The 15,122-nt window shown below is 68.3% G+C and carries 13 protein-coding genes and 3 pseudogenes; 10 read left to right on the top strand and 6 right to left on the bottom strand.

What is annotated here, in order from left to right:
• Positions 1-381 precede the first annotated feature (381 nt).
• Complete coding sequence (locus ACZ7DE_RS32670) at positions 382-1,404, bottom strand: alcohol dehydrogenase (protein ID WP_470767523.1); 1,023 nt, start codon at positions 1,402-1,404, stop codon at positions 382-384.
• Positions 1,405-1,593: 189 nt separating this feature from the next.
• Here ACZ7DE_RS32670 and ACZ7DE_RS32665 point away from each other — a divergent pair.
• From ACZ7DE_RS32665 to ACZ7DE_RS32645, 5 genes and pseudogenes are all read left to right on the top strand, one after another.
• A pseudogene (locus ACZ7DE_RS32665) lies at positions 1,594-1,878 on the top strand (glycoside hydrolase family 6 protein); the annotation flags it as partial.
• Positions 1,879-2,240: 362 nt separating this feature from the next.
• Entirely contained in the window at positions 2,241-5,006 is a 2,766-nt protein-coding gene (locus ACZ7DE_RS32660) for an ATP-binding protein (protein WP_470767522.1), read from the top strand.
• 203 nt (positions 5,007-5,209) lie between these two features.
• The gene (locus ACZ7DE_RS32655; protein WP_470767520.1) at positions 5,210-6,076 is read left to right on the top strand and encodes a response regulator; all 867 of its coding nucleotides are present in this window, start codon (positions 5,210-5,212) and stop codon (positions 6,074-6,076) included.
• The gene (locus ACZ7DE_RS32650; RefSeq protein WP_470767518.1) at positions 6,051-6,473 is read left to right on the top strand and encodes a hypothetical protein; all 423 of its coding nucleotides are present in this window, start codon (positions 6,051-6,053) and stop codon (positions 6,471-6,473) included. The genes ACZ7DE_RS32655 and ACZ7DE_RS32650 overlap by 26 nt, the downstream gene beginning before the upstream one ends.
• Before the next feature lie 19 nt (positions 6,474-6,492).
• Positions 6,493-7,695 carry a heparin lyase I family protein gene (locus tag ACZ7DE_RS32645; RefSeq protein WP_470767516.1) on the top strand — a complete coding sequence of 401 codons (1,203 nt, stop codon included), beginning with the start codon at positions 6,493-6,495 and terminating at the stop codon, positions 7,693-7,695.
• 155 nt (positions 7,696-7,850) lie between these two features.
• On the opposite strand, the pseudogene ACZ7DE_RS32640 reads toward ACZ7DE_RS32645, so the two are convergent.
• Positions 7,851-8,189 (bottom strand): annotated as a pseudogene (locus ACZ7DE_RS32640) (FtsX-like permease family protein); the annotation flags it as partial.
• 222 nt (positions 8,190-8,411) lie between these two features.
• On the opposite strand from ACZ7DE_RS32640, the gene ACZ7DE_RS32635 reads away from it, so the two are divergent.
• Positions 8,412-8,807, top strand: coding sequence for a contact-dependent growth inhibition system immunity protein (locus ACZ7DE_RS32635; protein ID WP_470767514.1), 396 nt, complete (start codon positions 8,412-8,414; stop codon positions 8,805-8,807).
• Positions 8,808-8,852: 45 nt separating this feature from the next.
• Here ACZ7DE_RS32635 and ACZ7DE_RS32630 read toward each other — a convergent pair.
• Positions 8,853-9,705 (bottom strand): IS5 family transposase gene (locus ACZ7DE_RS32630; RefSeq protein WP_470767512.1). Its coding sequence is split into 2 segments (ribosomal slippage): positions 8,853-9,629 and positions 9,631-9,705, totalling 852 coding nucleotides; the frame shifts between segments, so codons are not numbered across the junction.
• Here ACZ7DE_RS32630 and ACZ7DE_RS32625 point away from each other — a divergent pair.
• The 3 genes and pseudogenes from ACZ7DE_RS32625 to ACZ7DE_RS32615 all read left to right on the top strand — a co-directional run bounded on the left by ACZ7DE_RS32625 (position 9,587) and on the right by ACZ7DE_RS32615 (position 11,945).
• A complete protein-coding gene (locus ACZ7DE_RS32625) occupies positions 9,587-10,336 on the top strand; it encodes a hypothetical protein (protein WP_470767597.1) in 750 nt (249 codons plus the stop codon). The genes ACZ7DE_RS32630 and ACZ7DE_RS32625 overlap by 119 nt on opposite strands.
• Before the next feature lie 218 nt (positions 10,337-10,554).
• Positions 10,555-11,250: pseudogene (locus ACZ7DE_RS32620) on the top strand (IS6 family transposase).
• Between the two features lie 410 nt (positions 11,251-11,660).
• Entirely contained in the window at positions 11,661-11,945 is a 285-nt protein-coding gene (locus tag ACZ7DE_RS32615) for a hypothetical protein (protein ID WP_470767510.1), read from the top strand.
• 407 nt (positions 11,946-12,352) lie between these two features.
• On the opposite strand, the gene ACZ7DE_RS32610 is transcribed toward ACZ7DE_RS32615, so the two are convergent.
• The 3 genes from ACZ7DE_RS32610 to ACZ7DE_RS32600 all read right to left on the bottom strand — a co-directional run bounded on the left by ACZ7DE_RS32610 (position 12,353) and on the right by ACZ7DE_RS32600 (position 13,772).
• Positions 12,353-12,529 carry a hypothetical protein gene (locus ACZ7DE_RS32610; protein ID WP_470767509.1) on the bottom strand — a complete coding sequence of 59 codons (177 nt, stop codon included), beginning with the start codon at positions 12,527-12,529 and terminating at the stop codon, positions 12,353-12,355.
• Positions 12,526-13,197 (bottom strand): ISAs1 family transposase, encoded by a 672-nt coding sequence (locus ACZ7DE_RS32605; RefSeq protein WP_470767507.1) that lies wholly within the window; start codon positions 13,195-13,197, stop codon positions 12,526-12,528. Before ACZ7DE_RS32605 ends, ACZ7DE_RS32610 begins: the two co-directional genes overlap by 4 nt.
• 140 nt (positions 13,198-13,337) lie before the next feature.
• Positions 13,338-13,772 (bottom strand): hypothetical protein, encoded by a 435-nt coding sequence (locus ACZ7DE_RS32600; RefSeq protein WP_470767505.1) that lies wholly within the window; start codon positions 13,770-13,772, stop codon positions 13,338-13,340.
• 867 nt (positions 13,773-14,639) lie between these two features.
• Here ACZ7DE_RS32600 and ACZ7DE_RS32595 point away from each other — a divergent pair.
• Positions 14,640-15,089, top strand: a complete 450-nt coding sequence (locus tag ACZ7DE_RS32595) for a hypothetical protein (RefSeq protein ID WP_470767504.1) — start codon at positions 14,640-14,642, stop codon at positions 15,087-15,089.
• Positions 15,090-15,122: the final 33 nt, after the last annotated feature.

The raw sequence follows: 15,122 nt of genomic DNA, 5'->3' as shown, positions 1-15,122 counted from the left end.
CGCGAACCCCGGCGGACGAGAGACAGAGATCGTCGCGCTGGCCCGGCGCGGCACTACGGGCCTCATTGACACGATCATGTCTACAGTCGGCCCATGGCCGTTCATGGCCGTTCTGCGCGAAGTGACCGCGAAGACGGACCCCGCTCTCGCAGACCCGAGCCTAGGATCCGGACCGTATGTCCCGAAAAGGCCGACACCGCTTTGGGTAGACCATGACGGCAGTACGCCGACGAGGGCTGATTCCTTCGTCTCCCGCGCCGACCGTTTTCCAGCGGGCCACCCACCAGCTGGCGAACTCAGCGTCACACCGCCGAGCGACGGACGTCAGGCCTGTCTTACCGGTGCCTCGCCACTGCCGTGAGGTCCGCGTCGCCGCGGGCTTCAACCGGTGGTGAGCACCATCCGGAAGCGGGCGGCGCCGGACAGCATCCTCTTGTACGCCTCATCTGCTTGGTCCAGCGGCACGGTCTCGATCATTGGACGGATCCCGTGCAGGGCGCTGAACGCCATGGTGTCCTGCACGTCCTGAGCGGTGCCGGACGGATGGCCGCGGATGACTTTGCCGCTCAATATGAGCTGGTTCGGGCTGAGTCCCAGCGGCTCGGCGTCGGCGCCGATGACCACAAGCTCGCCGCGGGGGCGGAGCCCTTCCACAGTCGCCGCAATAGCAGCGGAGTTGGCCGCAGTGGCCAGAACCACTCTGGCGCCACCGAGTGACTGCAGGGCGTCCGCGACCGTGATGTCCGCCGTACTGTCGACGTAATGTTGGGCGCCAAGCTGCTTGGCGAAGTCGGCCTTGTCCGGTCCCCGGGCGATGGCAACGGTCTCGAACCCCATCGCGGCCGCATATTGCGTTCCCAGGTGGCCAAGGCCGCCGATGCCGAGTACGGCGACCAATTCGCCAGGCCGTGCGGAGCTGCGGCGCAGGCCGTTGTAAACGGTCACCCCAGCACAGGCCAGGGGTGCCGCGTCGGTCGCCGCCAGGGCGTCGGGGATCCGTGCCAGGGCATCGGCCGGTGCGATCACCGTGTCGGCGAACCCCCCGTCGTATGCCCATCCGGGTACTTTCAGGCTCTCGCACACGATGAAGTCGCCTTGTCTGCAGGGTGTGCAGTGCCAGCAGCTGCCGCCGAACCAGCCCACGGCCACCCGGTCGCCCACCCGCCAGCCGCTGTATGTTCCCTCGCCGACCTCTTCGATACGCCCGGCGATCTCGTGCCCGGGGACCAGGGGGAACCGGATGCCAGGCAGGAGGGCATTCACCAATGCGGCGTCGCTGTGGCAGATACCGCACGCCTCCACGGCGATCCTCACGTGGCCGGGGCCGGGCTGCGGAACCTCACGCTCGACGATCTCCAAGGGGCCGCCGGCCATCGCCGCCTGCGCCACTCGATAGGCACTCATCAGGATCTCTCCGTGGTAGGCGTGTCGGGGCACCCCTACGTCCAGCAGACCAGCTCTGAGCCCATCATGCACGCTGGACCAACGTGGGCATTCGAACGAAATCGACGGCTTGGTCGAACGCCTGGTTTTCGTACGCATCGTCGGCTTCCCGCCCAAGCGCGTCCAGGGACCACCTGGCTCACCGACGTCTCCAGCGAGCAGCGGACGTCGAACGGTGGCAGCCGCATCTCCGACCAGCCCGCCGCCGTGTGGCTGGACCGGATCGCCGCCATGAACATCGACCCAATCGCCTCGATCCTGTCCGAACCGAAGTACGCCGACCTGCGGATCGCACCGTCATCGAGCCCGACTCGCTGCCCAACCTCGTCACCAACGCCGGCGGCACCAACACCCGCCACCGACGCGTGCGGGACGAAGAGCAACGCAATCCACGAGAAGGGCGTCTCCTACGCCCTCAACAAGCTCGGCGCCCTCGGCCCGGAGGCCATCGCGCTGCCGGCGCCGGAACAGGTCGTAGACCCGTTCCCAGGGCCGGGAGCGTTTCGGCACATCACGCCAGGGAGCACCGGTACGGGCCGAAACGGCCTTCCCCCGACCGGGACCCGACATGGAGGACACCGCCCCCCTGCTTCACAAAAGCGGCCGCTTTCTCCGGAACTCGGCTGCTTTAGCGGACATGAGGTGCGTTTGTCCCTGGTTCTGATCTTCTCGTTCCTAGCCGGGTGTGGTTCGCCACCATGGTCGGACACAGGGGCAACGAGGAGACGGCGTGCGCCACGAAAAGACAGCGAAGGGTCCCGTAGCGCTGCACTCGGGCTCCTTCGGGATGGAGGCTTGTGTCTGAGGCGCCGTTCTTCGGCCGGGTGGGCGCATTGAAGCAGCTGGGCGACCGGTTGGCCAGAGCCGCCCGGAGCGAGCCCCAGATCGTCCTCGTCGACGGGCCCGCAGGCATCGGCAAGACCTCGCTGATCCGGCGCTTCCTCGGCTCAGCGCATCCGGGCTGCGGCTGCCATGTCCTGCGCGCCAGCGGTGACGAGATGGAGATGCACCTGCCGTACGGGGTGGCCGCCCAGCTGCTGGCCCATGCGCGCAAGGTCGTCGACGTCCCCGAGGAGGAACTCGAACGCACCACAAGCCCCGGCGGCCCTGTGCCGGATCCGATCACGGTGGGCTCCTGCCTGCTGGACACACTGGGCCGGATCCAGGACCACGCCACGGGCGTCCTGGTGATCGACGACATCCACTGGGCCGACACCCCCTCCCTGCACGCGCTCACGTTCGTGCTGCGACGTCTGCGGTTCGACCGTGTCCTGACGCTGCTGGTGACACGCGACGCCACCGACCTCCGGCTGCCGCCGGGGCTGCGGAGGATCCTCGACACCGACACAACGCTCGAACTGGCGCTGGACGGCCTGGGCCTGCCGGAACTCACCGCCCTCAACGCCGCCGTGGGACCCTCTCCGCTCCCCCGCTGGGCCATCGCCCGCCTCAGAGAGCACACGGGCGGCAATCCCCTGCACACCAGGGCGCTGCTCCAACAGCTGCCCGCCGAGGTGCTCAGCGGGGGCAGCACATCCCTTCCCGCACCGCGTGCCTACGAGCGGCTCATCGCCGAGCGGTTGGAGGCCTGCGCGCCCGCTACCCGCCGACTGGTCGGTGCCGTCAGCGTCCTGGGCATGTCCAGCCCGCTGCACCTGGCAGCACAGATCGGCACCGTGCCCGATCCCCTGGAGGCCCTGTCGGAGGCGATGGCGCGTGAGCTGCTGGAGGAGGGAGCGGTCGGCTCCGTACCGAGGGCGGTCTTCCCTCACCCCCTGCTGCGGGCCGCCGTGTACCACGGTCTGGAACCGGCCGTACGCTCCCGCCTGCACGGCCTGGCCGCAGACGCCGTGCACGAGCCAGGCATCACGCTGGGGCACCGCGTGCACGCCGCTGTCGGACCCGACGCGGAACTCGCGGACGACCTGGTCCGGTTCGCCGTCGGCCAGAGTGAGAAAGGGGCCTGGTCCACGGCTGCCTCCGCCTCCATCGCCGCCGCCCGCCTGTCCACGACCCCCTCCCGCGGCGCCCAGCAGACACTGCGGGCGGTCGAATACCTGCTGCTCGCCGGTGACGTCAGCCAGGCCGCCGAACTGGAGCGGAGCGTACGGGAGATGCCGCCCAGCGCCGAACAGCACTACGTGCTCGGCCACCAGGCCCTCACCGCCGGCCGGCTCGACGAGGCGCGCCGTGAACTGAACGCGTGCTGGGAGAGCGGCGGGGCCGCAGTCGAGACGCTGCGCAGCGCCGCCGAGCAGATGGCCTGGCTGTGTCTCATCCAGGGCGACGCGCGAGGCATCGTCGCCTGGGCACGCCGCGGCCTCGGCCTGCCGCCCGGCACGCGGTCGACGTTCCTGCGCGACTCCCTGGCGATCGGACTGGCGATCTCCGGCGACTACGGGGAGGGCATGGCGTCCCTCGCCCACCTGCCCGCCCGCGGTCCGCGCAACAGCCCCGAGCAGCTGGACGGCCTGCTCGCGCGCGGCATGCTGCACCTGTGGAACGGGCAGCTCGGAGATGCCCGGCGAGATCTGGAGGACGCCTTCACCTCTCACCGGCGCGGCGGACTGCCGTACGCGGCTCTCGTGGCGCTGGGCTTCCTCACCGATGCCGAATACCGCTCCGGCCGGTGGGACGAGGCGATCGCGCACGGCACGCAGGCGGTGTCGCTGGCCGAGGACACCGATCAGATCTCCATCCTTGCCGTGGTGCACGCCTTCGCCGCCTGCCCTCTCGCCGGCCGTGGCGACTTCCGCGCAGCCGAGACCCACGCCACCGCGGCGGCGGAGCACGCGCGCGTGCTGGGAGATGTCAATGACGCCGCGTTCGCGGCCACGGCGCTCGCCCTGGTGCACACGGCGCGGGGGCATCACGAAGGGACGGTCGCCGCGCTCAGCCCGTTTCTGGGGCAGGACATCGTGCACCGGCACGGCATCGACGAAGTGGGGCTCGTGGGGTGGCGGCCCCTGCTCGTCGAGGCCCTGGTGCGCACCGGCCAGATCGACGCCGCGGAAGAGGTGCTGGTCCCCTACGAAACGGGCGCCGCCGAACGCCGGCGCTGGCTCGACCAGGCGGCGGCCGCCCGTTGCCGCGGCGTCCTGGAGGGGGCCCGCGGGGACGTTCAGGCCGCCGAACGCGCCTTCCGGGCGGGGCTCGGCCACTGCCACCGTGGGGAGCCGTGCTGGGAGCAGGCGCTGTTGCGCCTGTCTTACGGAGCCTTCCTGCGCCGGACGGGAAGTCGCAGCAGCGCGGTGTCGGAGCTCGAAGCCGCCTGGCGGGTCTTCCATCGCCTCCGGGCGACTCCGTATGTGGAGCGGTGCGACGCCGAGCTGGCTGCCTGCGGCCGTGTGTCCGTCCGCCCCCGGGAGGCGGTCCATCCGGTGTTGACCGCCCAGGAGCTCACCGTGGCCCAGATGGCGGCCCGAGGGATGACCAATCGCCACATCGCGCGGGAGCTGGTGCTCAGCGTCAAGACGATCGAGTACCACCTCGGCAACACCTACGCCAAGCTCGGCATCTCCTCCCGTACAGACCTGCTGGGCAAGCTCGACCCGGGCAGCTGATCACTCGTCGGATCAGGCGCAGCAGAGCAGGTGCGGCAGGATCTCGTGCCGCACACCCGTCGGTACCCGGCCGTGCCTTGCGTCCCACCGGTGACGTGGCCGGGGCATCGGCCCGGGGTCGTCCCCAGGTCCGTCCCTGGGGTGCCGGGCACCTCCTCGGCCGTAGCGTCGGCAGCGAGCCGAACGAGCCAAGGGGGCGGCCCATGATGAATCCCATCCGACTGGTCCTGGTCGATGACCACCAGGTGTTCCGCAAAGGTCTGCGCGACTGCGCGGAGGCTGTCGGTATGCAGGTGGTCGCAGAAGCGGGCAACGGCCATGAAGCACTCGCCGTCCTCGCAGGCGTTCAGCCCGACGTGGTGGTGCTCGAGCCGCAGACCCCGGACGGCGGAGGCCTCAGCGGCGTCCGCGCCCTGGCGGACAGCCGCCCGCGGACGCCTGTCCTGCTGGTGTCGGCGTGTGACGACGCGGCGCTGGTGAGCGAGGCCTTGTGTGTCGGCGCGAGCGGATACGCGTCGAAGCGGTGCTCCGCCGAGGCTCTGCTGGCCGCGATCACCGCAACCGCCCAGGGCCTGACCGTCCTTGACGAACGCGTCCAGCACCACGTGCGCGCCGCCGTCGCCCACTCCGCCGCCCGTCTGCTGGCGGACACGGTTCCCTTCCCGTCGCTGAGCAGGCGCGAACGCCAGGTCCTCGAACTGCTCGCTTGTGGCATGGAGCCTGCCCGCATCGCCCGCGAACTCACCCTGGAGCGCCACACCGTGCACAACTACGTGTCCTGTGTCGTGCGGAAGCTCGGTGTGGAGAACCGCGAGAAGGCAGCGGCTCTGGCGCGCGGTCACGGGCTCGGGCACCGCCCTCCCGGTCGGCCCGTCCAGGGTGCGGGACGATTCAGGAGCCGTTGGGCGGCGCTCCCGGGACAGGTAGGAGATCAGCATGAAAAGCCACGGCCCGAGGGGGCCGCCCCGGGAGCGAACGCGGCTTCGGACGAGTCCCCCTGGCTTCGTGACATGGACCGTTTCACTGATCCGCGAAGGAGTCACCATGAACAAGCTATCGATCAGGCGTGATGCCGCGGCCATGGCCCTGGTGGTCGCCTCTGCGGGCGTCCTGGGGGTCGGTGTCGCCGGCCAGGCCCAGGCGTCGACGCACCCCGCGGTGTCCGTAGCCGAGCAGGGCGCACGGTCCGGCGTGCCCCTGCGGGCCGCCGTCACCGGACCGGCGGACCTGCGCACGTACGGCAGCAGCGCGGACTTCCCCACCTGGTTCTTCGGCGGCACCCAGCTGTGCGTGAAGAACCGGGGCACGCAGTACGGCGAGGCACGCGTCCAGACCCGCCTGGGCGCGTCGCCCGAGTACATCCCCGTGCAGGCCGGCACCACACGGTGCATCAACCGCTGGTGGGGCGGGGTGCCGATCAATGTCAGGAACAACGCGTACTCGCCGTTGTCCGTCACCGCGAGCTGAGCCGGACGGGAGCTGAGACATGACACCCAAACGGCACAGGGCGCGAGCCGTACTGGTTGCCGTCGCGCTGCTGGCGGCCGGCGCCGTGGGGGCGTCAGCCCCCGCCGTGAGCGCGAACCCCGCAGGGGTGCAGCGCACGCTCGACTGGGAGAACCCTGCCGACCGCACCCTTCCCGCGGCGGCGCCCAGCGGCTTCGGCAAGCAGTGGGCCACCTCGTACGGCGCCACAACCACCACGTCCCCGGTACGTGACGGCTCCTACGCCGCGCGTTTCGAACTGCGCAAGGACGACCCTGTGGTGTCGGGCAGCAAACGGGCGGAGATCACCCAGCGCGACGATCAGCCTCTCAACGCCGAACGCTGGTACGGCTTCAGTATCAACCTGCCGTCGTCCTGGAGCTACGACAGGTCAGCCGAGATCGTCAGTCAGTGGCACCAGTGCGACACTCAGTGCCCCTCGGGTTCCCCTCCTCTGGCCCTGCTCACGGACGAGGGCCGGTGGAAGATCGACTTCAAGGGCCAGATCACGGATCTCGGTCCGTACACCACCGGTGCCTGGGCCGACTGGGTCTTCCACGTCACATGGCGTACCGACAGCGCGGGCGTGCTCGAAGTCTGGCGCGACGGGGAGCAGGTCATGCGCCGTACCGGGGCCACACACAGCGGCGGTCCACGATCTCCGTACTTCAAGTTCGGCATCTACAAGTGGGACTGGAACACCGGTGCGCCCTCCGACACGACCCAGCGCGTGATGCTCTACGACGCACTGCGACTGGGGGACGAGCGGGCCGCCTACCCGGACGTCAGCCCCGTGCGTACGTGCGGGAGGGCTGTCTCACCGACCGGCGCGACGGCGACCACCTACGAGCCGGCGAATCCTCCGGGTAACGCCGTCGACGGCAACCTCACGACGCGCTGGTCGGGGCAAGGCTCCGGAGCCTCACTGATCCTCGACCTCGGCGTCCGGCGCCAACTCTGCGGAGCCACGGTGGCCTGGCACCGCGGAGACCTCCGATGGAACGACTACACCGTCTACGTGTCCCAGGACGGCGTCACCTACAGCAAGGCGTGGGAAGGGCGCAGTTCGGGAACCACGACCGCGCCCGAGAAGACGCTGTTCACCGACGGGGCGCAAGACGCTCGCTACGTCAAGATCACCTTCCGGGGCAACCCCGAGAACGACTGGGCGAGCATCACCGAGGCCGCAGCTCTGGGCCTGTGAGACGGAGGACGAGGTGACGGAGGGCGGGGTGCCCGTGCAAGGCGCTCCGCCCTCCGACACGACGACTGGAACAAGTACAGGCTCGTGCTTCCAGCGCCCCCAGAGGTCCTCAGAATTCATCGGCAAAGGCGATTGCAGGTGGATCCTATGGATCCTCACGTCATCCGGATCGCGTCGGCCGGGGCCGTGCGCAGGGCCTGGCGGGTGCGGAGTTCGATCGTGAGGAAGGCCGTCGTCACGATGGTCGCCGCGATGGCGGGGAGCAGCCAGGCCGGGCCTGCCGGCCAGGGGCGGTCCAGGAAGCCCTGGCCGGGGAGGGCGAGCGGGAGAGCGGAGAGAAGCAGGCTGGAGACGAGCGCCGCTGCTGCGCTCACGGCCGCCTCGCGGCGCATCATCGCCCGGATCTGCCGCGGCGTCGTGCCGACCAGCCGCAGCGCGGCGATCTCCGTACGGCGCTGGGCCGCGGGCGCGACCAGCTTGTTGGCGATGCGGATACTCGAAAAGGACGCCTACTGGTACTACGCCCCCGAATTCTCCGGGTGCAGCGCAACCGCAGCGACCGTGAAGTGCACGGTCAAGTGACCTGAACAACCTGTGGGGGTGGTGCGCATCGACTACGGTGGCGCCGCCCCCGCTCCTTTCCTGACAGGAGATGCTGCTTCATGACCGACGGCCTTCAGACCGCGTTTGAGATCTCGTCGTAGGACAATCGATCGGTGACGCGCCCCTTGAATCGTGACTGCTCCCTTGAAGAGCTTGAACGCGACCGCTGGCCAGCCCCGTCAGCCGACGACACCCGTCTTGTCGCTACTGCACTCGCCTTGCGGCGTCGGCCGATCGGCGAGCTGACCGTCGAGGACATGCGCTTGTTGATCGGGCAGGACATCGGCCTGCCCCACCTCCTGCCACTGGCACTGGAGGTACTGCGGGACAACCCGATGGCAGAGGGGCACATGTACGAAGGCGATCTGCTGTCCGCGGTCCTCACCAGGAACCCATCAGTCTGGGCCGAGTGTTCCGAACTCAGCCGAGAACTTCGCGTGATCGTCTTGAAGCTGACCGGTTTGCCCCCTGCCCTGCAGCAGAAGGTTAAACGCTTCCTGGCTCCATAGAGCACCGACGCAGGACGGTCCCCATCGAAGGGACGGCCGACAAATCTACGGAACGTCTCGCAGGAGCAAGCGCGGGCCCGGACGCGTCGCTGGTCGGCCACGGGTGAGTCTGCGGACCATAATGCCGATCATCGCCCAGCGGATCATGGTCTCCGACCGGGCCGGGCTGCTCTCGTAGTCACGCGCGAGACGGCGGTGAGCGGTGAGCCACGAGAAAGTGCGCTCAACCGCCCATCTCTTGGGCTGGACCTGGAATCCGCGCTGGTCCGGAGCTTTGCGCACGATCTCCAACTCAGGGCCGAGGATCGTGCTTGACCACTCCACGAGGCGGCCGGCGAAGCCCTGGTCCGCCCAGATCTTCTGCACGCTCGGATGATCAAGGCGGGTCCACAGCAGTGAACGCTTCGCGCCATCGCGGTCCTGGATGTTCGCCGCGACCACGTGAACTGCCACCAGCAGGCCCAGAGTGTCCGTGACGATGAACCGCTTGCGGCCCTTCACCTTCTTGCCCGCGTCGAAGCCCCGGCTGTCGGCAGGGACCGTATCGGCCGTGCGCACGGACTGCGAGTCGATCAGCCCGGCGCTCGGCTCCGCGTTACGGCCGTCAGCCTCACGGGCCCGGCCACGCAACGTGTCGTGGACCCGCTCGACGGTGCCGTCGTCATGCCACCAGGTGAAGTACCAGTACACAGTGGGCCAGGGCGGGAAGTCCTTCGGCAGCTGGCGCCAAGCGCACCCGGTCCGTACTACATAGAAGATCGCGTCCACGATCCGCCGACGTGGGTGCTTCTCCCGCCGTCCGCCTCGGCCCGACCCTCGCCGCCGGCAGTAATGGCTCGACCAGAGCCCACTGCTCATCTGTCAGATCCGACGGATACCCGTCCCCAGAGCCACTCACCCAAGGCCCAACGACCCCTCCCGCCCCGGGACACGACAGATCTCAAACACGGTCTCAGTGGCTCGAAGACCCGGTTCCCCTCCCCGGCGGCTACTGCACCATCTTCGCGCGCGGTATCGATCCCGAAGACCTCGTACGGCGGCTCGTTCCTAATGCCGAGCCCCGCTTCATCGGCCTGCGGACACATGAAGCATTTGAAGCCGACCTGTTCCAGATCGACCGCAGCAAGCCCGTGGACACGACCGTGGGCGTCCGCTACGGATCGGTCGGTGACCTTTCTTTCTCCATCGGCTACGGCCCCTGGCAGGAGACCCTCAGCCAATTCGAAACTCCTGAGATCTCGCACGGCGGTGCGCATACATACGAGCTCTATTTCATGGCCGAGCACCCGAACGTCCCTCCCCCGCATTTCCGTTACAACCACGACGGTGTGTACGAAGTGATGTGTGATCTCAACAACGACGACTGGGTAGGAGTCGTCAATGTCCTTGGGAACAACGCCGAGCTGGTCGCCGCACTGGAAGCCGACAAGCGGCGCCCCATGGAGATCCTGGAACAGCGGTTCGGTCTGACCCTGCCGAAGGAAGCGATCCTCACCGGTACCCTGCCCGCCGCCATCATCAAAACCTGACAGCAGCAACCCCGGCGGGGGTCCGCACAGACGCGAGGTGACCCGCAAACCCCCACCGCATGGCAGCACCAACACACAGCGGATCACCGTACGCGTTCGCGAGACCGGCAGGCCAGGAACCTCGCAGCCCTCCAGACGGCACTGTCACGTGGGCTGACCGGTGGGCTGATCTTCTGGTTGATCAGCCTGGGAAGGGTCGTCCGTGGCGGAGCGCGTCGCTGTCGTACAAGGGGCACCGGTACCCGGGCGAGGTCATCTCCCACTGTGTGTGGCTGTACCACCGCTTCCCGCTCAGCTTCCGCGAGGTCGAGGAGCTCATGCTCGAGCGCGGCGTGACCGTCTCCTACGAGACGATCCGCCGCTGGTGCGCCAAGGTCGGGCAGGCCTACGCCAACGCGCTGCGCAGCGGCAGCCCCGGCCCGGTGACAAGTGGCACCTGGACGAGGTCTTCATCAAGATCAACGGGCGGTTGCAGTACCTATGGCGGGCCGTCGACCAAAACGGCATCATCCTGGTGCAGAACCGGCGGGACAAGGCCGCGGCCAGCCGTTTCTTCCGCAGGCTGATGAAGAGGACGGGCGCGGTGCCGCGGGTGGTCGTCACCGACAAGCTCCGCTCCTACGGCGCTGCCCACCGCGAGGTCATGCCCTGCGTCGAGCACCGCCAGTCGAAGTACCTGAACAACCGGGCGGAGAACAGCCACCAGCCGACCCGGCAGCGTGAACGGGCGATGAAGGGCTTCCGCTCCGTGGGCGGGGCCCAGCGGTTCCTGTCCGCGTTCAGCGGTGTCTCGCCCCACTTCCGGCCCCGGCCGCCATCTGATGCCCGCCCACGACTACCGCGCCGAGATGACCGTCCGCTTCGCCATCTGGGAGCAGATCACCGGCGTCGCCGGCCTTGCCACCGCAGCCTGAGCACAGGCCCGGCTCCCAAGCCCCCTGCCCCCACGCGCCGTCAGGCAGTCACAGCCAACAACGTGACAACGCCGACCGTCGTCGTTACGTTCTGTGCTGCTCACGGGTACGCGCGATGCATGATCACAAGTGTCGCGCTCCGCCCTCGAAATCCCGTTCCCGACCCGAGGGCTCACAGGACCCAGGGGACATAGTCGAAGCGGCGTGACACTTTTCCCGGGAGCGCGACGGGAGGTGTCACGCTCACGCACTGTTAACGTGACACCTTTCGGGAGCGCACTGCTCCCCACCAGGCCACCAAGGTTTCGGCGAAGTCGCGTGATGCCCGGTTTGTGTTCGTGAGGTCCCAGGAGGTGAGGGGCGCCGAACGTCGCAGGCCCACGCACTCGCGTGCTGATAGCTTCCCGTCCGTGATCGTGTATCCGCTGTGGCATGTCGGCCACCAGAACGAAGCAGGCGACGACGGCTCGACAGTGCACGTAGATGAGAGCGCAGTGTTCTGCGACGAGGCGGACGGCGACGACGTGAAGCTGCTCGGCATCTACTCAACTCTCGAACGGGTTGAAGGACGTATGCGTCAGGCTCGACTGCTACCAGGCTTCCGTGACGAACCGGAGTGCTTCTACTTCGCCGCCTGCGAGCTCGATGAGGACAACTGGACCGAGGGCTTCGTTCGAGTTCCGCCGGGCGAGTAGGCCGGCGGGCAGAGTCCCGGAGGTATGCCGTTTCGTGGTCACGTCAGGCCCAGGGCTTCGGTGTAGTTGCATGACCTTCGGTTCGTGATCATCCGAGGCCAAGAAGTGCGATGGGGCGGCGAGGATCACGGGCGTTGCGGCGGAGGCCGGCCGCGATGTTCTTCACTCCGGCCGTGCGGAGGGCTCCGATGGCGAGGTTGCGCCGCCAGGTGGCCATCGCGCGGGGTGCGTTGCCGGTCCGCAGCTGGGAGGCGTCCTCGGTGGTGCAGGGCCTCGATCTTCCAGTGGTCGCGGACGAGTCGGGCGAGCTGGGCCGCGGTGGCCTGCTCGGCGGTCAGGCTGGTGACGGCATAGACCGTCTTGACGGTGGTCCTGCTGGTCTTGTGGTCGGTGCGCCGGCGCTTGATCTAGACAGCCTGGCGGGCTCCGGGGAAGAGGAGGCTGTTGACGGTGGCGGCCTTGATCCGGCGGATCTCCGAGCGGCCGTGGCCGGTTCCCCGAGCGCGGCCCTGAAGCGGGATGTCTTTCCAGGGAAGGGCCTGGAGCTGTCGGCGCAGCTCCTTCTGGTTGCCCTTGACGATCACGATGCAGTGGGCCCCCGGCCGAGGACATAGTGGGCGTGCTCGCGCTGGGTGTGCATGGCGTCGCTGGTGACGACGGTTTCTGCCAGGTCGGCGACGGTGTCCAGCAGCGGCTGGAAGCAGGTGATCTCGTTCGTCTTCTCACCGACATCCAGCTGGGCCAGGACCAGGCCGGTGGCGTGCTCCAGTGCGGCCAGCAGGTGGATCTTGCGGCCGGTCGCTTTGGCTGCGCCGCGCAGGCTTTTGCCGTCCACCGCAAGGCCGCGCAGCCCGGTCACCTTCGGGCGGCGGTCGGCGAGCCAGCGTCCGACCGCCCGTTCCAGCGCGCCGCTGTCGATGCGGGCCAGTAGCCGCCGGACCGTCGTTTCCGCAGGCAGGAGCCACTTCGGGAACAGCGGATCGATGCGTATGCCGAGGCGTTGAAGGATGTAGGGCGGGGCATCGGCGCTCCACTCGCTGACTGCCAGCACAGAGGTTGCCCCCGCCAGAACCGCGCACGCGGTCAGTGTGAGCACGGTACCCAGAGCGTGCCGTACGCCGCGTGGGTCTCTTGGGTCGGGGACCTCGGCCAGCCGCTCCCGCAGGCCCGGGACCTCGGCGAGTACGACCTCGGGATGCTCGCGGAGCTGGTCAAGGGCAGGCGGGATCAGCGATGATGCGTCGGCGGGCACGGTCTTCCACTCGGATCACGGAGCGTAGAGAACTCCATGATCTTGGAAGCCGTGCCTGTCACGTTCCGGTGGCACCGCCGAGCTGACAGGTCGTCACGAACCAGGCGTCACGCGACTACGCCGAAGCCTTGACCAGCGCCCTACTTCAGGGTGGCGCATACCTTCGTGGAGCTGCCCTTGAACTGGGTGCAGATCACCGTGTTCTTGGGGAACTTGGGCCCGGTGTGGCTGTCGTTCTTCCCCCAGCCGACGTGGGCGTCGTAGGTTCCGTCGTACACGCGGGTCAGTGTCGCCTTCTTCCAGGACTTGCCCACCTTGTAGGTGCCGCCGGGCTTCTTGTAGAGCCAACGGGCGTACAGCGTCGACTTCTTCTTGAGATCCGACTTGTGAGCCCCGACGGAGTTCAGGCCGCGCGTCGAGGACCCGCTTTTGTACCAGTACTCCCCGCTGATGCCATACACACCCTTGACGTTGCGGATCGTCTTGTCAGCCGCAGCCGCAGGCGAGGCACTGACGGCCACCGCCAGTGTCGCCATGGTGCCCAGCGCGAGGATCTTCCCCGTTGTCTTTCGCACTCTTCCGTACCTGTCCGGCCACCCCTACGCCCCTGCGAGGCAGCCCTTCGTGTTTGATCTTGGGCGTCAGCGCAGCTTATCCAGCAGGCCTGCGGCGTCTTAGGGGCGTTCACAGGGTCCCCCATAAAGGTCCGCGGGGTGACGGTTGCGTGGTCGGTCGCGCCGCCGAAACACTGCCCCCCGGGACGGGCCCTGTCCGGCAGATTGATCGCCGAGTGAAGTTGCTCGCGTGTTCACCCGGCTTACCTACGACACGTGCACCGAAGCTGCGCGATCGCGCAGCCAACCACTCCGCCACCCGTACGGCCCGGCAAGGCTGTTTCACCGTCTGCGTTTACGGTGCGGGCCGAGCGCCCCCGGGTGCACGAGGACCGGTCGGGCAGGGGTCACACTGGCGGGCATTGAAGGGGAGCATCTGCTCAGCCACCGCCTGCCCGTGAGGGGTCGTCATGCGTTCTACTCGCCGTGCTGCTCCATCCGTCCTGCTCGCCACCCTGTTCGTGGCGGGCTGCTCACCCGACTCGCTCGGTGGCTTGTCCGCGTCTGCGAGAGGTACTCCGACACCGGGCCCGCCGGGGACGGCCGCCACCGGTGGGGCAACTGAGCGGGCGATCGCCGTGGGGGCGGGCCCGCAGAAGCACTACACGGTGCAGCCGCAGCCGGCGGCGGGAACCTGTCAGTACAGCTACCGGCAGGGGGAGCCGCTGGAGGACCCGGCGTGCACACCGGGTGCGATCTCACCCGGCGGTCACCCAGGCGAACCCAATGCGAAGCGGGCATCGGATCGTCCGGAGACCACATCGGACTCAGGATGTGTCCACTCCTCGTATCATGACTGGCCAACTCGAATCAGGGGAGGCGGGGTTGATGACGATACGGCTGTGGGAAGCGGCGATGGAGAGGTTGTGCGCCGCGCAAATCCCGGAGGATGAATCCGGCGAATTGCCGGACGCTCTATTCGACGCCGTGGACGACCTTATTGACGCTTACGCTGCGAACGACATCGCCGAGATCGTGGCTCAGGCTGTGGATTCAGGGCGCGTCACGGTAGGGCAGGCGACCGTCCTCCTAAACATCGCCCAATGGTCGGGCACGGACAACGGCGCTTCGATGCAGCACACTCTCGACGACTGGGTGCGCAGGGCGGACGACACCGTCCGACTACACATGGCCCTCCATCAAGGAGTTTGGCCCCTGCCAACGGCTTCCGAGATGAACTCCAAGCTTGCAGAGATCGCTGCCCGATACCCGGAGCATCGAGCGATATGCGAACAAATGATCGCTTCCCGCCCCCCGTCGGCCTGGTCATCTGCTTGAACGCTTTCGCCGGCCGTCCAGGCCGAGCGCCCC

The sequence above is a fragment of the Streptomyces sp. NPDC037083 genome (assembly GCF_055606485.1).
Note: the sequence above shows the minus strand (reverse complement) of the source record. Positions and strands in the feature narration are given on the sequence as shown.